Genomic DNA, 20,054 nt, shown 5'->3' with positions numbered 1-20,054 from the left:
ATTCCTAGTAGCCCACCGGAGGCATTAAAAAAATGGCAATAATGAAATTTAAACTCGCGACAGAGGGCTTAAAAGGTATACCCAGAGTCTGAAAAGAGTAGAAATTCCCTTCGTATGGACAATTTTCATGTCCATTCTGTCCATAAATTGCAGGGTTTCCATGCTAACTGCACCCAAAACTTTCACTGAAACCCTCATTAATCAATTTGCCCCCTATATATACGCTCAATAAAAGAAAAACCCCCTTATTTAGGGGAAATTTCCAATGAGCGTGGGGAGGCTCGAACTCCCAACCAATGGCTTAAAAGGCCACTGCTCTACCATTGAGCTACACGCCCATAATCAGGTCATTATTGTAGCACGCGAGGCACTCAGCGTCAATATTGGGGGCTGGTTTAATTCATGATTTAAGTTTCGTAACCCATCCGCACAAGGTAGGGGCCGAAGAGCTTTTCACATCGGGCCAGATGCTCCTCGGTGAAGGCTTCTTTGTGGCGTCCGATCCGGCCCTTGAAGAAGTGATTGCCTTCTTTTTGAGCGGCGCCTTTGGGACGGCTTTTTTCAATTGCTTCGGTGATGCCTTCGTTGATTTCGTCCAGCTGCAGAAATGCCAGCAGGCGTTCGACCTGGCTGTCATAATCCATTAGCAGGTCTTCATAGCGGAAGATATGGGGGGCTGCGATGTCCACCCAGATTTCCCAATCCCGCATATAGCCGTGCATGAAATCAATGGCCTTGTCGATGGTGTCGAGGTGGCTGAAGGCATTGGGGTGACCGGCGTCTTTTCGCCGTTTGCCATATTCATACGCCGAGAGCAGCGCATCTCGTGGGTCACGGTAGATGAAGGCGGGTCGGATCACGCCAGCCCGAATGAGCTGCTTGCCCAACGGGTAGGGGGCGAAGTGGATTTTGATCGTGAAGGACCTGCCCAACAGGTAGGGGAGCATCAACAGCATGGTCTTCCTCAATGTGAAGTTGTCAATATTGTGATTGACTTCTGTGAGGACCGTTTTCAGAGGATATTTCTCCCGATATTCCCTGATATTCCCTCGTCCAGCCGCCAGCCAGATATCCAGCGTGAGGTTATAGAACCACGCACTGCCCGCCCGAGGCATCCCCGCTGAAAGGATAATCTCGGTCTTGCCCTTACCAGTCATTATTGGATTCGTAGCCTAACTCGATCAACAGATCGCCAGTGACGTCTTTGAAGATCTGGATATGTTCGTCGGAGAAGTGGTTGTGCCAGCCGCCGGTTTTTCCCTTACGGAAAGTTGGAGATTTTTCGGGTTGGATGGCATCGAGGATAGTCTCAACGGCTGTCTCCCGGCCCATTTGGATTGGAACGTGTTTGGCTTCGAGGAAATCCAACAGGCGTTCCAATTGAGGGCAGGGATCGTTGACCAGATCCTCAAAACGGAAGGATAGCATGCCGGGATTGCTCAGCCAGCCAAGGATGCGGTCATATTGCACCTTGATGCTGGGGAGAAATTCCAGGCCAGGCACCTCTCGTCCCCTGATGGCCGTTTTGATACAATCATCCATGCTAACGCTGGCGTAGTAGTCATGCTGGGCATGCTGTTTATGAATATCAACGGCGTAGAAGATACTGGAGATGAGTTGATCCCGGGGGTCGCGATAGATAAAAAGTGGGACGACTTGTGGGTTTTGTTCAAAGAAGTCCACAAATTCAGGCTGATAGCTCAGATAGCCCCATTCGATGATACCGGGTTTTAATTTTGAGAGATCATGCATTATCTCCGGCAAGCTGCGCTGGCGTCCCTCGGCTGTAATCATTCTCACCGGAGCCTGCTCCAGATGCCGATAGGGGGCAATTTTCATCACGCCATAAAGGATTTGCAATAATAAATGTGACCCCGATTTTTGGAAGGCGTTGCCAAATATGGGAGGCACGTCTTTGAAGGATAGCCGCTTCCACCGATTGGCGGATTCCAGGCTGTGCTTCCAAATGCGGAGTTGATCCTTACTTGAATTGATAATGTCTTGTTCTCTCATAAGTCTGATTTCACCCTGATTATTAAATATGGATTTAGATTCTGCTCCATTATCATAATATATTTTTGTTAAGAGGGGGAATATATTTCGTGGAATATTCATCAAGACAATTTCTTCAGGAAGTTATTTACCCTTTAGAGTGGATATTCTCTCTAATGTCGAATAGAATTATGAAGAGACTCGGAGATAACAAACCTAGAAGTCATTAATGAATTTGGCGGCGTTGGAAAACATTGACGTTGTTGAAAGGAGCAGGAATGACAGTATTGACCCCATTGGGACAGAGTGAATTTGAAGCGAAGGTGTTACTGGCGGAAAAGCCGGTGTTGGTGGAATTTGGCGCGCCATGGTGCGGACCGTGCCGACTGCTGGAGCCTGTATTGGAAGAACTGGCCGCAGAATACGGTGACCGGGTGGACTTTTACACTGTGGATGTGGATCAATCCTCCGAGTTGGTGATGCAGCATTCCGTGATGGGGGTGCCAACCGTGATGCTCTTCAAGGAGGGCAAGCTTCTGGAGCGGATGACCGGTTTTCGGCCGCGCAAAGCTGTTGAGAAGTTATTCCTGGCAAAACTTTAAGGTATTCATATTTAGGAAGGATGAAGGTAAATGGATAAAGCCCAGAAAAAGACCCGCCAGGCATTTGGTACCTGGAAAAGCCCCATCACACCTGAACTGATCGGTGCAGCCATCCGGCTGAGCGATGTGCAATGGGATACGGATGGCCAGACTCTTTTGTGGCTTGAGGGCCGCTCCGGGAAGGGTGTCCTGGCTGCGCAGCCTTTGGGTGAAGCGCCCTATGACCTTTCCGGCGATGTGAATGTACGCGGCGGGGTAGGTTATGGCGGCGGTGAGTTCACTGTTCAAGATGGACTGGTGATCTTTACCGGCAGCGACGGGCGGCTTTATCGGCGAAACCTGGGCAAGGGCTTTCCCCGGCCCATCACTCCCGCCTTTGGCGGCGTGGCCAGCCCGGTGATTTCACCGGATGGTGAAAAGGTCGTCTTCGTCCACACTTATGAAGGAAAGGATGTCCTTGGCATTGTGGATGTGGAGGGCAATACCTGGCCGAAAAAGCTGGCTTTCGGCGCGGATTTCTATATGCAGCCCTTGTGGCACCTCTCCGGGAAACAGTTAGCCTGGGTGGAGTGGGATCTTCCCAATATGCCCTGGGATGGCACCAGATTGATGATGGCGGAACTTGCGGAGGATGTCTTGACTGTGACACAATTGGCAGGCGACGAAGAAACGCCAATTCTCCAACCCGCCTTTTCGCCCGATGGTCGCTTTCTCAGCTATCTTCAAAATGAGGGTGAATGGGACCAACTTGTACTACGGGATTTGGAAACGGGTGTAGTAAAGACCTTGGTGAAAGACGCCTCTCTGCTGGCACCGGCCTGGGTTCAGGGGGTGGTGGTGCAGGGGTGGATGCCTGACAGCCGGAGGATCGTCTTCCTTCAAGGTGATTCAGGCAAGACCCTGTTGAAGCAGGTCGATATCCAATCTGGTGAGATAGAGGATTTGGCGTTACCGGGATACACCTCTCTGGGGCAGCCTCATGTCAGTTCGGAGGGCAGGATTGCCCTTCTGGCCAGTTCCCCTCAGGCATCAACCCGAGTAATTAGCATTATGGATGGTGCTTTGACGATCCATAAACGAAGCACGGATGAATCTATTCCGGAAGTTGACCTGCCAGAGCCCTATGAAATCCAGTGGACCAGCAGCGATGGTGAGACGGTCTATGGCATTTATTCACCGCCGGCCAATGGGCGCTATGAGGGCATCGGGCTGCCGCCTGCGGTTATCTATATCCATGGTGGGCCGACCAGCGCGGTCGGCATTGGCTACCATCTGGATGCGGCCTTTTTCACCAGCCGCGGCTTTGGCTATCTGGAAGTGAATTACCGCGGCAGCACAGGCTATGGCCGGACTTATCAGGAGGCTCTCAAAGACAATTGGGGGTCAGTGGATGTGCTGGATGCCGTAGAAGGTGCTCAGGCCTTGGTTCACCAAGGATTGGCAGATCTTAATAAACTGATCATCAAAGGTGGCAGCGCAGGCGGCTATACGGTGCTGAATGCGCTGATCCATCATCCAGGTTTATTCAAGGCCGGGATTTGTTCCTATGGCGTCAGCAACCTCTTCACGCTGGCGATGGATACCCATAAATTCGAGGAACGTTACACCGATTCTCTGGTGGGTGCACTGCCGGAAGCCGCTGAGAAGTACCGTGCGTGGTCGCCGGTTTTCCATGCCAGTCAGATCAGGGATTCGGTGATCGTCTTTCAGGGTGAAGACGATAAGGTGGTCCCACCCAGCCAATCCGAGGAAATCGTAAACGCCCTTCGGGCGAACGGCGTGACCTATGAATATCATTTATATCCAGGTGAGGGGCACGGATTCCGCAAGTCAGAAACACTCAAAGCCTTCTATAAGGCCATTGACCGATTCCTGCTACAGAATGTGATCTACGGTTGATAAAAATGACCGGGAATGGACTAAATGCCATTCCCGGTTTTTCATAAAAAAAGAGCAAGTAACTTCAGAATTCCTATGGTGAAGGTTCAGGGGGATTGTTATCCGGTTCTACATGAACATAGGCCCGGTCAATCTCAGGCATGGATTCCAGCGCTTCAATCACGCGGTCATTGATATCGTGAACCTCGTCCAGGGTTTTATCACCGGGTAGGTTGATGTGCATATCCACGATCAACTTGGGCCCGACATAATCGCTCATCATGTGGTGGACATTTTCGACGCCGGGGACATTCCTGGCTTTTTCAATAATTTTCTCACGCAATTCTTTGTCAGCTCCGGCGCCGGTCAGATAGGCCAGGTTTTCTTTGCCGGCATCAAAAGCTGCCCGGAAGATCCATAGGGCCACCAGCACACCAGCGATCGGGTCCAGCAACGGTCCGATCCAGTTGGAGCCGAGAATGCCGATGAAAGCGGCTATTGAAGTCAGAACATCACTGAGATGGTCCTTGGCGGTGGCGCGCAGAGTGGGGCTTTCGACTTCTTTGGATATCTTAGTAATGATGAAGAACATCGCAGCTTTGACCGCTGCACTTGCCAGCAGGATGATCATTGGCAGATCTATCTCGATCACCTCACCACCGGCAAGGAACCGGGCAATGGATGAGCGCAGGGCTTCATAGCCTGCCAGGGTCATCATTACTGCAACCACAAGACCCACTAATGGTTCAAAGCGGGAATGTCCCTGGGGGTGAGTAATGTCTGGAGGTTGAAGGGCAACCCAGAGACCCACGACCATAGCCAGCGAGTAGATTACGTCGGAAACGGAATTTGCTGTGTCAGCATAAAGGGCGACACTGCCTGTGAAGTAAGAGGCGAGGCCTTTCGCCACCGCTAACAGGACGTTGCCTGCCAGGGTGATGATGAGGGCTGTTCGATATGCTTTTGTTCTACCCGGATTGGGTTCATAATCCCGGATCCACTGCATTGTATTCTCCAATAGTTGATGTTGAAATCTTTTGTTACTGCTTTATTCCCTTGAGGGTATTAATTGTATCGCAGATTTTGTTCTATTGACCATACGCTCATTAAATAAACATCCTCTTAATTCATTACGAACCTCCTCAGAACAATGAAAATGGTTGATAGGAAAAAACTGATATGCAGAAAAACGCATATATTGATATAATGCGGGTACTGAAAGAAGGATATTGACTTGATGAAAACTATTGACGCCATTACACAGGAGATCGTTGCTGAGTTTGCACAGTTCGACTCGGTGGATGAAAAATATGTCCATTTATTCACGCTGGGAGATTCCCTGCCGCCGATGGACCCTTCATTAAAGAATGAGGTCAACCGAGTGCAGGGTTGCCAATCCAAACTTTGGTTCCAACTGCAGTGGAAGGATGACCATTTCCATCTTCAAGCAGATTCGGATTCATCGGTGATCAAAGCGATTTCAGCGCTCTTGGTGCGTGTGGTGGAAAATATCCCACCAGGGGAACTTCAGGATCTGAATTTGGAATTCATCGATGAATTGAAGATCTGGAAGCTGGCCTCTGAGCGGAATAATGGCCTGGTGGCGATGCTGGAACATCTCAAGCGTCAGGCCGCTGAGCTGCAGAGCAAAAAGGCTGCACATGGCTAAACTAAGTTACCGGATGCTTCAAATTGGTGGTGCGCCAGCCGGACTTCTTGGCCTGGATGAGGTCTTTGCAGACCTATTTGCAGAGGGCTGCGACCCTGAGTTGCCCGAGACGAAAGAACGCCTCCTCAAAACAGTCCGGCAGCATAATTTTATTGCCAAACCGGCCCGTGAAGAGTATAAAAGCGTTCTGAGTCGAGAATATCTCCGTTATTACGAACATCGCACCCAGGGGCAGGACGTGAAGCCGAAGAACTATGGCGTCTGGCAAGGAATTCCGCGTGAACAAATTCCATGGTTCCCCACTGTCTCGGCTGCTTTATGCAATGGATGTGGGAAATGTATTGAGGTCTGTCCGAAGGATGTCTTCGTTATGACGGATGCGAATGTGGTTGAGGTTGTGGAGCCCTTTGCCTGCATTGTCGGCTGTTGTTTCTGCAAAAGTGCCTGTGATCCACAGGCGATCCTGATGCCGGAGAAGTCCATGCTCGATCATTACCGTCACGGTCAGCGTCACGCAACCTAATCTACACAAACGACCTGGAAATATAAAAAACAATGATCCATCCCGCCAGAGAAACCTGGCGGTTTTGCTAATTATTGCATGAGTTTCATCCTAAAGTCGGAAAATTCCTATGAAATGTCTTGATTAATCGACAGGAAATACACTATAACTTAACGTAGGAAGGAACCACTTTGATGATTTATTCTGAAACATATTGGCAGGAACAGATCCATCGGATCTTGCCCGACATTGAGATTGGGGAGGTTGATCTATTTCATGAAGGGCTGGTTAATGACGTATTGATCGTCAACCGCAAATGGGTGATCCGCTTCACCAAAACGGATTATGGCAAGGAGATGATGGCACTGGAGGCGCGCTTGATGCGTTTCTTGAATCCAATGATCTCCATGAACTTGCCGTTTCCTGTGGAGCACGAAGATGGCATGCTGGTCTATGATTTGCTGGATGGAGATGATTTCCTGCGGCATGACTGGCAAAATGTGAGTGAAGCCCAGCAAGTTGAGATAGCAAAACAGCTCGGAACATTCTTAAAGGAACTGAATGAGGCCCCGATCCAGAATCCCGGTTGGGATATTCCCCTGACCCTGGCCCCTGTGACCCGGGAGACCTGGCTGGATATTTATGACCGGGTGCAGGAAAAAGTCTGCCCGGTTCTTTTACCCCATCAGGTGGAGTGGCTGTCGAATTTGTTCGGTCCGGCACTGGACCAGAAGGACTTCTTTGATTTTGAGCCCGCGATGATCCATGGCGATCTGGGCCCTTATCACCTGCTTTTTGACCGCGAAGCGCAACACGTCAATGGGGTGATTGACTTTGCCATGGCCGGCATTGGTGACCCAGCCGCAGACCTGGGCAGCCTGATCAGTTATTATGGTGAAACTCTGATCAGCAAGCTGCGACCGTTTTATCCCCGCTATGATGCTCTTATTCAACGGGCCAGGTTTTACGCTGAAGCGGCGGAAGTGCATTGGGTGCTGTTGGGGGTTGAATCCGGCGAGACCTATTGGTTCACTTCTCACTTGGGCGAAGCCAAGGATATCATGCGCTGAAAACAGCAGGATGAATAGATAATATGTAAAATAAAATAGGCGTTGATCAGTCAACGCCTTTTATAATTCTAAATTTGATCAAGTAATTTGATTAAATTTCACCCTTCGTCTTCTTGATCATAGCCTGCTTCAAATCCCAAAGATTCCTGGAGACGGACACATGGTAGGTGTGGGGGTTCATGATTCGCAGAACACCGGGATCCAGCGCTTCAATATCTTTTTCCCGCATGGCCCGCATCTCAGCGATCTCTGGATGATCAACAACCAATTTTCCCTCCTGAATGACTGGGATCAGCAGTTTCTCAATTTGAGAGATATCCGCGGCCGCCAGTGTCCGGCGTTTGGTCGCCAGGGTGGGGTGGCAGAGCTCAAGCGGGGATTGAATGCGGATGTCCTCATCATAAAGGGATATCAGGTCCGCCGTCGCTTTGCCGCGGGCGTCATAGATCCGCCAGGCCCGCTTATTGCCGGGGTTGAGGGTCTTGTCGATGTTCTCGGATATCTTGAGAGTGGGTGTCCATTCCTGGCCCTGCTGGATGGCAACCAGTTTATAGACCCCATCCAGAGCTGAATCGCCGCCTGAGGTGATCAGCTTGGTGCCCACGCCGTAGGCCAGGCGCTTTATGAGACTGTCCGGGTCCACGCCATAACGAGTGGCTTCCTCCTGCACCTGGGTGATGATCTGCCAGATGACCATCTCATCGAGGTCGTTGGAGAGCACGATGGAGACGTCCGGGAAGCCGGCATCGTTCAGCATCTTGGCAGCTTTGATGGAGATATGGGCAAGATCGCCTGAATCCAGCCGGATGCCAACCGGACGGTGCCCATTCTTTTTGAGCTTCTCAAAGACCTTGATGGCATTTGGGACACCGGAACCGAGGGTATCGATGGAATCGACCAGCAAGAGGCAGTCATCCGGGTATAGATCGGCATAGGCTTCAAACGCTGCCAGTTCGCCTTGTCCCAGTGCCAGGAAGACCTGTACATAGCTGTGGGCGTGCGTGCCTTTGGGTGAGAAACCGAGGATGTGGGATGCGCCGACATTAGATGAGAAATCCGCTCCACCGATCAGCGCGGCTCGGGTGCCCTGGATGGCACCGAGACCTTGCGCCCGTCTTAACCCAAATTCCATCAAGAGTTGCCCTTGGGCGCTGTGTTTGATTCGGGCGGCTTTGGTTGCTACCAGGGTTTGATAGTTGACAATGTTGAGGAGACCGGTTTCGATGATCTGCCCGACAGCTAAAGGGCCCTCAACTACATGGATTGGCACATTGGGATGCACCACCCGGCCTTCCTGCATGGCATAGAGGTTGATGGCCAGGGAGGAAAAATCATCCTTCAGCCATTTGAGGAAATCCTGTTCAAAGAGCGGCTTCCCTGAGCTGCTTTTCTGTTGGCTGAGGAATTGGATCTCTTCCTCTCCGAAGCTCGCTTCATCTAACCAATCGGTTAGGGTTTCCAGCCCGGCATTGACGCAGTAACCGGCCTTATGGATGCCGTAATTGGGGGTGCTGCGGAAGAAATGATCGAATTGGGCATTGATCTCATGCAATCCAAGCTTGAAATAAAGCTGGGACATGGTCAGTTGATATTGGTCGGTGAAGAGGATGCCGCTGGCTGTCTTTAATTCGGAGGGTTTCATAGAGAATGTCCTTTGATATTACTAAATTAGAATTCGTGGTTTGTGCTTATTCTCGGCTTCAAGAATCCGTTGAGTAAAGCGGAATTTGAATCGGATTTGTTGATGATCGTAATAATAATAAATTATTAAATTTTTGCAGTGGTCACTCAGCGCCGAGGGCTGGGATGCCAAAAATGAGGATCAGCCCGTTATCCATGCCCAGACCGATCAGGTTACCATAAGGTGAGAAATCCAGGCTGACCGGTTGACCGAGGAAATTTCCAGCCAGGGGATAGATAACAACGGAGAGAGTCTCTTGCTCCGTAACTCCCCAGAGGGACAGGTTATCTTCTGAGACATAGGCGAGAATTGAGTTGGTTGGGTTGAAAGCGAGTTGATAGCCCGTGCCATTGTTCTCATCAGTGATTGCTATCGAGTCCAGAATGAATTGATTTCTGGTGAGGGGATAAACCCAAACCTGTTCGCCTGCAACAGCCAGATAAATATCATCGGTTGATAGGGTAAGGTCCGTGAAGGGGCCGTTCTCCAAGAACTGTGAAGGGGTGAAATCTGTCCGGTTGAAGGCAACTGCATCTACCTGATTACCTGCGGTGAGGAACCAGCTCCCATCCATGTTTTGGGCAACTCCAGTGATTTGGAAGGGGTTTTGACTTTCAGGATTCAACAGCCGGATCCGGAAAGAGTCATCCACCTGCCAGAGGCTGGAGGTGCAATCATCGCTGCCTGCAATGAGCTGACGGCCATCCGAAGAAAAAGCCAGGGCGGTAACCGCGGCCTGATGACTTGAGGGCAGATCGGTGTGGCTGCCATTATTGAGGTCAAAAATTCGGATGCCACCGTTTGCCAGGCCTGCAGTCAGAAGACTGCCATCCCGGGAGAAGACTAAAGAACTGGCATTGCCATCCAGCACGCCAAGCAGCTGGCCGTTGCTGATGCTATAGACCCGAATCCAGCCATCGCTGTAACTTGCGGCCAGGATCGTACCATCCGGTGAGAAGACCATATCGGTCAATTCACCAGGCGTTTGGTCAATGAAGTTGATCAGCTCGCCATCCTGGGTTGCGCGTTTCTCAATAATGCCATCTGGACGAAGTCCAAAGAAGAACTCGCTGCCGGACGAAAAAGTGACATTGGTGTAGGTCACGTCAATCGTCCAGAGCACAGTAGTATCCGTGGTGCTTCTGAATTCGGTCAGGCCATCATTACGTGAGATCAGAACCATCACATCATCCGGGGTCAGGGCGATCAATCCGATAGGGGGGATAGGCTGGCTGGAATCGCAGGACCAGGAGATCACGCCGCTGCTGTTTTGGCAGCTTGCGGGTGCCTGCGTGCAGGGATCGGGGATACTCTTGGGATAATTATCCAAAAGGAAGTCGTATTCGTCTGAGAGGATCTCCCAGGACAGGATGGATTGGCCGTTATTGATCAGAATAAAGGTGCCGTCACTGGATGGGACAACTTGTGCTCCATAAGTCTCAAAAGTATTCCAGAATCCGGGCGAAATGGATGATGGCATGTCCAAAAGGTCGCTTTCTTCTGTATAAGAAAGCGATTGCAGCAGGAGATCAGGCTGGTTATAGATCACGCCGGCCAGGTCCAGTTCCGCACTTAGATAAGCTGCCAGGCCCTGTTGGAGCGTCAAGTTGACGGAGACGTACCAGGTTGTGGTATCCCAGCGGATTAAATGGATCTGTTCTGCGGATTGGGCCATCAGCAACAGGCTGTCACTTTTTGGTGAGAACGCTAACTGGATATCCTTATTAAGAAAATCCTCCGGCTGATCGAAATTAAGCCGGTTCAGTAAAGTCATATCCGCTTTGGAAACGATATCAATCACACCTTCTTGCTGTCCGAAGGCGATGTACTGGTTATCCGCTGAAAATGCGATCATGCTGACAGGATAGGGAGTCAGGATCTGGACGATCTGCGCGTAGGAGATGCTGTCATAGAGCGTTGCACCCAGGTCGTTACCCACGGCCAGAATCTGACCATCTGCAGAGATAGCAATGGTATTGGCCCGGGGATTTCCCCAGACCGCGAGGGGGACCACTTGAGCGGCGTTATCGGGTGTGATCTTGCCTGCCAGTTCGAGCAGGGACATGTTGGTCAGGGTGAGATCATCCCATTGGGTGACCGTCACCGGCCCGCCCTGAGTGGGCGCGCTGGTCGCGGTGGCCTGTGCGGCAGGGGATGTGGCTGTTGGGAATTGGGTTGGCTGGGGAGTGGCCGTGGCTTGGCCGGGGGTGAAGGGTGTGGCGGTGAGGCTGGGGGCTTCGGGGGTCTTTTGGCAGCCGGAGATCACCAGGGTGGTCATGATTAATACTGCAAGTAAAAACCTGATCTTTGACCGAAACACTGCTCACCTCTTATCCGATTCCGCTGATATAACCACCGGTTCCTCTATGGTGCCGGTGTAATTCGTCCCATCCGGGAAGATAACCTTCACCAGAGAGCTGTCCTTATAGATGGATAATCCCTGCCAGTGGACCTTGAGTGGGTTTGCGAAGGGGAAGTGGCCCCATAGGATCACACGGTTTGGCGAGAGGATCCGAATCCCAGCCAGTTCCAACAACAGCCCCAGGGGGGCCAGCCCGGCAATGGCGTTCCGGTTTCCCGCCGGTAATCCATCACTCTTATTATAAAACGGAAAGAAGCCATCATGATGAGCCAGCCCGGCTGTGATCGTCGTCATCAAATGGGTGAAGAGATCAGCGGCAAGCTCTGTTTGTCCGGAGTGGAGCAATCCCTCAATGAGGAGGGTATTCCAGAGCACATTGATTCGAACCGTGAGTGCTGGCGGCAGCTCGTGGCGGCCTTTCCAGGTTTCAGCCAGGCCAAAAAAGCGCTCATTTTCAACCATTAATGCAGGGTTCGCAATAATGCTCTCGATCATTTCCGGTGTGGCGGATTGGGTGAGTAAGGGTAATAAGCAGGAAATATCCGGCTGGGAGAAATCCGCTGTCTCCAGAACGAAACGGTCCTCCGGCTGCAGTCCTTCAAAGGTGATGGACTGGATGGATTGATAGAGTTGGTGGCTGGTCAGATGGGCCTTTCCCAACACCCAGCGTAAATCTCTAGATTTGATGACTTCCTCAATGGGGTTGCCCTGGGGATCAGTTCCTTTCAGGCGAATGATGCAAGCCCGGGTATGTTCATCAGCGGCAAACAAGTGTAACTGCAGCCGCTGCGGCTTGAGGAAGGCTTTGCTAATAGTCAGTTCCTTCTGGACCCGACCCGGGTAGAAAAGTTCACGGTCGGGGGTTAGACCTGATTCGATATCCCTATAGATGAAGGAATTATTACGCTCATCCCAGCACTGGTGTATATGGTGAGTGATTTGATTTGCCAGGGATTGATATTTACCTGCGGCAGCCTCCTCACCAATCAACGATGCGATCCGAGCCAGCGCTGTCACTTCCATCAACAGCATCGCCAATAAGGCAGGACTTTTCGCTGTGCGGATATCGAGGCCGTGCCCGGTATCTTCCCAGATGTCAAAGTTGAACACACCGGTATCCATTTGCAGCTGGCGGGTATCCTCCCAGGCGAAATTCTCCACTGGCAGCCAGGGTTCAATAGATTTGCAAAGGGCAGGGAAGGTCCGGCTGAGACGGTCGCTGTTCCCGTCAATTTCAAAGGCTTTCAATGCCAGGCTGGCCAGCAGCGGGCATTCGTGAAAAGGCCGGCTGAAGGCAAAGGAGTTCCCCTCGGAATAAATGGAGCCGTCCTCTTTTTGACGGGTGAGGAAGGTGGCCAGGATGGTTGAGAGCTGGTCTGGTCTGGTGGGTAGCAGAACCTGCTTTAAATGTAGCGTTTCAAGCAGTGAGAGATCATCCCTGCGTGTCTGTTGGGTGATGCTGTTTGGCGCGTCATCCGGCAGGCGGGAGCGCAGGAAAAAGGGAGACTGTTGATTTTCAGGCTGGCCGATCCAATGGCGCTGGGCTTCGGTCTGGGCCAGTGTGAACGTGGAATCCCAATCCGGGTTTCCGGTTTGTACCAGGATGGTCCTTGCAGCATGGAACTTGGCATGCTTTTGGACCGTTTCTTGCCAGGGTGAGGCAGCGACCTTACGAGCCGCGTCGAGAGACGCTTCACGGGTTTCTTTGGTTGCCAGCGCCCAGGTCAGCTTGCGTGATTGGCCGGCTGTCAGGTGGATGGGGATGGACAGGGCGGGATAGGGGCTGCTGACCGCTGAGGGGCCGCCCGTCATGAACAGTACTGGGGAGAGATCCTTGGTGTGCCCCGAGATGATCTGATTGATCCCTTCCCGGTCCGGGTAAGCTGCGGTTCCCTGCGGCATGGAGACCAGGATGACGGCCAGATCCAGGGTGAGGGAGAGTAAGGTCTCGCTGGTGTTGGTAAAGGTGACGCTCCCTACGGTGACATCTTCCGCCGGGATGTGGGCCTGAAAAGTCAATTGACAGTTCTCGTCCGGTGAAGATTGAACCGTGATCGAATCCGGTAGATATTGGGTGACGGCGGGGGGGCGGAAGAAAGTGGATGCTTGATGGTAGTGCTTGTTCCCAATGGTGATTACGGGAAAAAGACACATTGACCGGCAGCGCAATCCATAAGTGGTATGCAAGCAGAAGGGATAGACCTCATTTTGAGGCATTTGGAGCTCCCAAACCTGATCGTTTTCCGGTTGGAAAGGCGTAAAAGCCCCATCAGAAGCAAGGATGAAGGCTTTTGGGCCGATGGAAAAAACAGGTTGAGCGTCCATATCTTCAATTTTACCAATGAAACACTCCGGAAAACTGGCTCCTTTTGTGAAAATCGTGACGAATTTGCCATTCGGGGATTAAAGGGGATTTGTGCTAGAATAATGCCATGATGGAAGAAAATGAACCTAATAATGAAAACGAAATGGAACCCACCTCGGACACTTCGTCGGCTTCTGAGGAGGAGATAACCAAGGAAATCCCGGTTATGGCGAATGATAACAGACCTGAACCTGAAGAGAACCTGCCCCAGGAAAATCAAGGCGATGACTCTGCTGAAATGGAAAATCCCGTTGAAGGCTCGGAATGGGTAAGCGAATCAGAAGCTTTCCCTGAATCGGAAGACCAGCACTCCATTGATCTTAATGGAAATGCCCCTGTCCCGCCACATCACCCCACGGGCGATCCCGAACAAACAGGCGGCTGGTGGGGAGATGTTCCCTTCACGCCGATTGAAATGCTGGACGAGGAAGACACCCAACCGATTAAGACAGTTCCCTCTGATGACCAGGCGACTCGTGTGATGCCTTCCGAGACGCATGTGGACCCCAATAGTGTAACACGGGCGATCCCAACTGAGGGTGAGGGCGAAACAGGGGCTGCTGCTGACGCTGAGACCCAGGTGATGCCGGTTTCAAATGTTCGACGGCGTCCCAGTGATGATATTCCCACGGTACCGCCTCCCAATATGCCCTCAGGCTGGATACCCCGCGACCCCAATTTGCCGCATGCTGTCAGCGAAGTGGACGATCAGGCTACCCGGGTGACCCCGGCTGCCTATACCGCTCCTCAACGGTCAGCGGATGGAACCACCGGTCAGCGCCGTCCGGCAGGTGAGCGGGGGCGGAGACCTTCGGAACTGAAACGGCCGGTCCGCAATAATGGAAAGAAAAAGGGCAAAGGCTGCTGGACAAAGGTGTTACTGGCTTTTATCTTTTTTATCATCCTGGCCATTTTGGTGGCCGGTTCAATTGGCATTTACCAGTATTTCCGGATTTCCTCTTCTCTGCCGGATGTCGGTGAACTGCGCGATCGGGCGGCTCAATTTGAGACCACCCGGATTTTGGATCGGAATGGGAATATTCTCTACGAGATCATTGACCCCAACGCTGGCCGCCGGACCTATGTCTCACTGGACGATATTTCACCCTTTCTGATTGCGGCGACCATTGCCACTGAGGATAAGGACTTTTATACCAACCCCGGCTTTGACCTGTGGGCGATGTTGCGGGCCCTTTGGCAGAACTATACGGCTGGGGAGATTGAATCGGGCGCCTCCACGATCACCCAACAACTCGCCCGGGCATTGCTGCTGGATCCATCAGAACGTTATGAGCAGTCCTACCGGCGGAAAGCCCGTGAGATCGTGCTGGCATACAAAATTACCCAGGAATATTCCAAGGAAGAAATCCTTGAACTTTATTTGAATGAGAATTTTTATCTCAATATGTCTTATGGGGTAGAAGCTGCTTCCGAGACCTATTTCAACACTTCAGCCAAGAACCTGAACTTGTGGCAGGCTTCTTTCCTGGCGGGGCTGCCCCAGGGGCCGTCCATTTATGATATTTATACCAACCGGGAGGCCACGCTCTACCGTCAGCGTTCCGTATTGGTGCTGATGTATGAACTGAGCTCCGAACGGGATTGCATTGATGTCGGGATGGGGATGCCGCCGGTTTGCGTAACATATGAGGACGCAACCCAGGCTGCCCTGGACCTGACGAATTATGATTTCCCTGACGCGACCTTTAACATGGCCTACCCGCACTGGGTGGTTTATGTGCGCAATCTGCTTGAACAACAATATGATCCACAGACCATCTATCGCAGCGGCTTCACCGTTTACACAACGCTGGACCCGGATCTGCAGGATGAGGCTGAGCGGATCGTCTCGGAACAGGTGGCAGCGCTGGCGGATAACAATGCTTCCAACGGCGCACTGATTGCAATTGAACCGAATACTGGTGAGATTCTGGCGATGGTGGGCTCTGAGGACTTTTATAATGAAGATATTGACGGCCAGGTGAATATGGTGCTGAGCCAAACCCGCCAACCCGGTTCTGCCATCAAACCGCTGACCTATGTGGCGGCATTTGAGAAGGGGTGGACGGCTTCGACACTGATTTGGGACGTCCCCTCGGAATTTGCGCCGTCCGATCCTTATGACACTAGCCCGGCTTATGAACCGGTCAACTATGACGGCAAGTTCCACGGTCCGGTCACTGTTCGATCAGCTTTGGCGAATTCTTATAACATCCCCGCAGTTAAAGCACTGCAATATGTCGGGATCTATGATGACGAAGCGAAACCAGGCGCAGATGGGTTGATCGCATTTGCAGAGCGTCTGGGGATCACCAGCCTGACCCGGTCGGATTACGGGTTGGCGCTGACCCTCGGTGGCGGCGAAGTGAGCCTGTATGAGCTGACTTCGGCTTATGCGACCTTCGCCAATGAAGGCCGGCGGGTGCCTGCCGTGGCAATCACCAAAATTGTGGACCATTCCGGCAATGTAATCTTTGAATACGAACCGCCTGCGGGTGACCAGGTCGTCCGGGCGGAACATGCCTATCTGATCTCGTCGATCCTTTCAGATACAGCCGCCCGCATCCCTATGTTTGGGACCAATCCGGTCATCAACCTGGATTTCACCGCTGCGGTGAAAACGGGTACAACCAATGATTTCCGCGATAACTGGACCGTGGGCTACACGCCCGATCTGGTGGTCGGCGTTTGGGTGGGCAACACGGATTACACCCCGATGACCAACACCTCGGGGTTGAGCGGTGCTGGGCCAATTTGGGCTCAATTTATGACAGAAGCGATAGATCAGCTTAAGGGTGGGAATCCCTCATCCTTAGGTCGCCCGGCTGGGATTGTGGATCGCGTGATCTGTGCTGTCTCCGGGGCGGAACCCTCATCCTGGTGCCCGCAACAGAAGAGTGAGATCTTTGCCTCAGATCAGCTGCCCAAACCAAGTGCGGAAGATCTCTGGAAGAAGATCAACTTGGATACCTGGACAGGTCTGGAGGCCTCCGAAGCCTGTTCGGAGTATACGGCCATGCAGTTTGTGATCAACGTGGAAGATGAATGGGCACAGGAATGGTTGAAGAACAATTCGGCAGGCCAGGCCTGGGCGGAGGATATGGGCTTTACGGATCCCCTATACTTCCTGCCGGAGCGCGCCTGTAAATCCAGCGATCCGCGGCCGACGATCAACCTGACGAATATCACAGACGGACAGACAATTTCGTCCAGCCCGTTGGAGATTAAAGGGATCATCACAGCCACAGACAATTTTGATTTCTATCGGATTGACTGGGGCCGAGGGGCGGAACCGACCAAGTGGAACACTTTGGTGAAGAAGACCAATAACAAGGTTGATTCGATTAAGACGCTCTATGAATGGGATTTGAGTGAACTGGAGCCGGGAATCGTCACTATTCGGGTTCTGATGCGCAGCACCGAAGGGACCTATGCCGAGAAGCGGTATTCATTGAATATCCAGGTGCCCACGCCCACGCCGACCGTGACGCCTACGCCTACAGAGACTCAGACCCCCACCATCACACCGACTGAGACGCTGGTGCCATCAAGTACACCGACCACAACGCCAACTAACACGGTGACGCCGACGCCTACCGTCACACCGACGCCAACGGTAACACCAACGGCAACCAGTACGTGACGAGGATTTTAGAATAATGCCAGTTGTGAGGATTGGAATTCCGGCGGGTCTGCCATAAGCTGCTCCCGGAACAGTTCCCGTGAGAGCAGCGGATTTGCCTCAAGATCCCGCACCAAACGATATTTCATCAACGTAAACCCGTGATTCAGTTTTGCTTTTAGAACTGGATCACGTTCTTCTTTATAGGCCAGCAGGTTGGCGCGGCTGCCTGGGATCAGGAGAATGCGAGTTTTCGCTTCGTTTTGGGGGTTGGCGAGGTGCTTTTCCACGATGGCTGAGGCCAGGATCACAAAACTATAGGAGGCTATTGGTGAGCCGGATTCATGCCAGGTCAGGATGTCATTGTTGTGGACTTCATACCCCAGTGTTTCCCCGATCCGAGTCAGGGACGCGGTCATCTCGGCGATGTCAACTTTCCGGACAGCTGGCTGGTCGGATTCCCGCAGCTGCCAGGTGTGGGAATCGGGGTCAATCAGGTCCGCATAGGATTCGAGGCAGTTCAGCAGGTCATCGTGATTGGGGGTGAATATCCCCGGCAAAGCCTCATAGGCTGCTTGTTTTACTTCATTGGAGGTTGTCTTGCCACGCTGGATCAGATGCCGGACGACGATTTGTTCCAGGCGATCAATCAGGGGTGGCTCCGTCTCACCCGGGTTGGTCAGCCACCAGACGCCGGTGTCAAGCGATGCCGTGCCGCCGCCAACACGCTGCAGGAAATCCCGCTGTTCGAATAGAGATTCGAGAAAGCGTTCCGTTTCGGAGGCGAACTGGTTTTCTTTATCCTGGAAGATTTCAACAGCCAGGGCGTTTTGGTTGGCCAGTTCCGCTACGGTCGCTTCAAAGATAAGGTCAAAATGGGCAGGCTCACCTTTTTGCTGCAGATAATTTGTGATGATTTCTTTGGCGCGGGTCAGCATTTGGGTGGGGCGGATATTCCCAGACAGGCCCTCCTCACGTTGGAACTGACATTGGGCGATCTCGTCATCGGGTGAGTAGGCAAAGGTGGAAAGGGCCCCGCCAACAGCGCCTGCTGCGAGCAAGGCGGCTAAAAGGAGTAAAGGCTCCACTTCGGCGACCAGGCCCAGGATTTTGGCGGGCGGCTGGATTAGTTCATTCAGGAGGGAGAAGATCGCGCGGAGGGCATTGGTATGCCAGTTCCAGTCATAGCGCTGGCGGGCGAGTACTTGACGAATGGGATCGACAGCGCTCTGCCCCCAAATCCAGCCGGTCCACAGCGCTGAGAGGGTCCAAAAGGCCTGGTTGGGGCGCGGGATGGCGGTGATCATCGCCGGGATCTTGCCTGCTTCCGGCATGGGATCGAGTTCCTTGAGCCGTCCTTCAAACAGGACAAGGGCTGGGTGATCAGGTGGGGTTCCGGTCCAGGATTCCATTGGGATTGGATCTGCCAGCACCTTCCAGGTTTGAATGGCGTCTTCCATCGCCTTCCAGAGGTTCTTTTCCTGATAGACAGGTGGTACGGTGAGCTGGCGGGGGCGTTCACGCGGCGTGGGGTAGGCCCAGAGGGTATTCCCCTGATCCGCCGCAGATAAGATCAGCGCAATCAGCAAGTCTCGACGGCGCGGGGTTTGTTCAAGGCCATCCAATTTGTTGATGATGGTTTGCAGGACGATCAGCGGCCGGATGGGGTAGCTGGTGAGTGCGGTCTTAACTTGGGGCCGTAAGGGATCATCGCTGCCGGTGATCCGATTGAGGGCGCGAGCCTGGTGCAATTGGGCGGGGGGGAGTTCGTCCAGGCTGTTGAGCGCAGTGATATCAACAAGCTGCTCTCCTTTAGCACCGCAGTTTGGGCAGTTCACCAAAGCAGCATAGGGGCGCTGATCTTCTTTCTTCCAGAGGAAAGCGTCGGCTTCAATCAGGGTGCCGCAATCCGTACAGTGGACTTGGTAGAGGCTGCGGATATAGGGCTCCATGCGGTCATCGCCTTTTTCGGCGATGGCAAGATCCTGCAGGGCGGCCACCATCTCTTCTTTTTGGGGTGCACTTGCCAGGATGCGAATCAGAAAGGCGTGGATCGGGTTATTGGCGGTGACCAGCACGGGGTATCCCGCCTGGACAAGTTCGATTGGGATGAGAGGGTTGAATCCAAAGGGATCGAGGACAAAATCGCCTAATGAAAGGTTGTTGCTTGCCCAACGGGTGACCATTCCCCGAGGAATAGGCGGCAAAAAGCGACCGAGGGGGAGTTCGGGGGGTGCGCTATCTCCGGAAATGTAGGGGATGTTCATCGAGCTGTCCTTTCAGGGCAGAGCGTTCGATGAAGCGGCGATCT

The 20,054-nt window shown here is 52.6% G+C and carries 13 protein-coding genes and 1 tRNA gene; 6 read left to right on the top strand and 8 right to left on the bottom strand.

Annotation, left to right across the window (positions count from 1 at the left end):
- Positions 1-266: 266 nt before the first annotated feature.
- From JR338_05650 to JR338_05640, 3 genes are all read right to left on the bottom strand, one after another.
- A tRNA-Lys gene (locus JR338_05650) sits at positions 267-338 on the bottom strand.
- Between the two features lie 69 nt (positions 339-407).
- Positions 408-1,157 (bottom strand): sulfotransferase domain-containing protein, encoded by a 750-nt coding sequence (locus JR338_05645; protein QRN84224.1) that lies wholly within the window; start codon positions 1,155-1,157, stop codon positions 408-410.
- Complete coding sequence (locus JR338_05640; GenBank protein ID QRN84223.1) at positions 1,147-2,013, bottom strand: sulfotransferase domain-containing protein; 867 nt, start codon at positions 2,011-2,013, stop codon at positions 1,147-1,149. Before JR338_05640 ends, JR338_05645 begins: the two co-directional genes overlap by 11 nt.
- Before the next feature lie 257 nt (positions 2,014-2,270).
- Here JR338_05640 and trxA point away from each other — a divergent pair, with 257 nt between their 5' ends.
- Together trxA and JR338_05630 are read left to right on the top strand one after the other, a co-directional pair.
- Positions 2,271-2,594 (top strand): thioredoxin, encoded by a 324-nt coding sequence (trxA, locus tag JR338_05635; GenBank protein QRN84222.1) that lies wholly within the window; start codon positions 2,271-2,273, stop codon positions 2,592-2,594.
- 30 nt (positions 2,595-2,624) lie between these two features.
- Complete coding sequence (locus JR338_05630; protein QRN84221.1) at positions 2,625-4,493, top strand: S9 family peptidase; 1,869 nt, start codon at positions 2,625-2,627, stop codon at positions 4,491-4,493.
- A 73-nt stretch (positions 4,494-4,566) separates the two neighbouring features.
- On the opposite strand, the gene JR338_05625 is transcribed toward JR338_05630, so the two are convergent.
- Positions 4,567-5,478 carry a cation transporter gene (locus JR338_05625; protein QRN84220.1) on the bottom strand — a complete coding sequence of 304 codons (912 nt, stop codon included), beginning with the start codon at positions 5,476-5,478 and terminating at the stop codon, positions 4,567-4,569.
- Positions 5,479-5,709: 231 nt separating this feature from the next.
- On the opposite strand from JR338_05625, the gene JR338_05620 reads away from it, so the two are divergent.
- From JR338_05620 to JR338_05610, 3 genes are all read left to right on the top strand, one after another.
- Positions 5,710-6,141 carry a SufE family protein gene (locus JR338_05620; protein QRN84219.1) on the top strand — a complete coding sequence of 144 codons (432 nt, stop codon included), beginning with the start codon at positions 5,710-5,712 and terminating at the stop codon, positions 6,139-6,141.
- Positions 6,134-6,664, top strand: coding sequence for a 4Fe-4S binding protein (locus JR338_05615; protein QRN84218.1), 531 nt, complete (start codon positions 6,134-6,136; stop codon positions 6,662-6,664). The genes JR338_05620 and JR338_05615 overlap by 8 nt, the downstream gene beginning before the upstream one ends.
- A 173-nt stretch (positions 6,665-6,837) precedes the next feature.
- The gene (locus JR338_05610; GenBank protein QRN84217.1) at positions 6,838-7,713 is read left to right on the top strand and encodes an aminoglycoside phosphotransferase family protein; all 876 of its coding nucleotides are present in this window, start codon (positions 6,838-6,840) and stop codon (positions 7,711-7,713) included.
- A gap of 91 nt (positions 7,714-7,804) precedes the next feature.
- Here the strand turns inward: JR338_05610 and JR338_05605 are convergent, their stop codons facing one another.
- From JR338_05605 to JR338_05595, 3 genes are all read right to left on the bottom strand, one after another.
- Positions 7,805-9,355 carry a nicotinate phosphoribosyltransferase gene (locus tag JR338_05605; protein QRN84216.1) on the bottom strand — a complete coding sequence of 517 codons (1,551 nt, stop codon included), beginning with the start codon at positions 9,353-9,355 and terminating at the stop codon, positions 7,805-7,807.
- Positions 9,356-9,497: 142 nt separating this feature from the next.
- Positions 9,498-11,672 carry a hypothetical protein gene (locus tag JR338_05600; protein QRN84215.1) on the bottom strand — a complete coding sequence of 725 codons (2,175 nt, stop codon included), beginning with the start codon at positions 11,670-11,672 and terminating at the stop codon, positions 9,498-9,500.
- 45 nt (positions 11,673-11,717) lie between these two features.
- Positions 11,718-14,081 carry a hypothetical protein gene (locus tag JR338_05595; GenBank protein ID QRN84214.1) on the bottom strand — a complete coding sequence of 788 codons (2,364 nt, stop codon included), beginning with the start codon at positions 14,079-14,081 and terminating at the stop codon, positions 11,718-11,720.
- A gap of 107 nt (positions 14,082-14,188) precedes the next feature.
- Between JR338_05595 and JR338_05590 the strand changes: the two genes are divergently transcribed.
- Positions 14,189-17,764 (top strand): transglycosylase domain-containing protein, encoded by a 3,576-nt coding sequence (locus JR338_05590; protein QRN84213.1) that lies wholly within the window; start codon positions 14,189-14,191, stop codon positions 17,762-17,764.
- Positions 17,765-17,772: 8 nt separating this feature from the next.
- Here the strand turns inward: JR338_05590 and JR338_05585 are convergent, their stop codons facing one another.
- Complete coding sequence (locus tag JR338_05585; protein QRN84212.1) at positions 17,773-20,010, bottom strand: hypothetical protein; 2,238 nt, start codon at positions 20,008-20,010, stop codon at positions 17,773-17,775.
- Positions 20,011-20,054 lie beyond the last annotated feature (44 nt).

This window comes from Chloroflexota bacterium (assembly GCA_016887485.1).
Classification (GTDB): Bacteria; Chloroflexota; Anaerolineae; order Anaerolineales; family Anaerolineaceae; genus Brevifilum.
The sequence above is the reverse complement of the archived record's forward strand: the minus strand, read 5'-3'. Positions and strand labels throughout refer to the sequence as shown.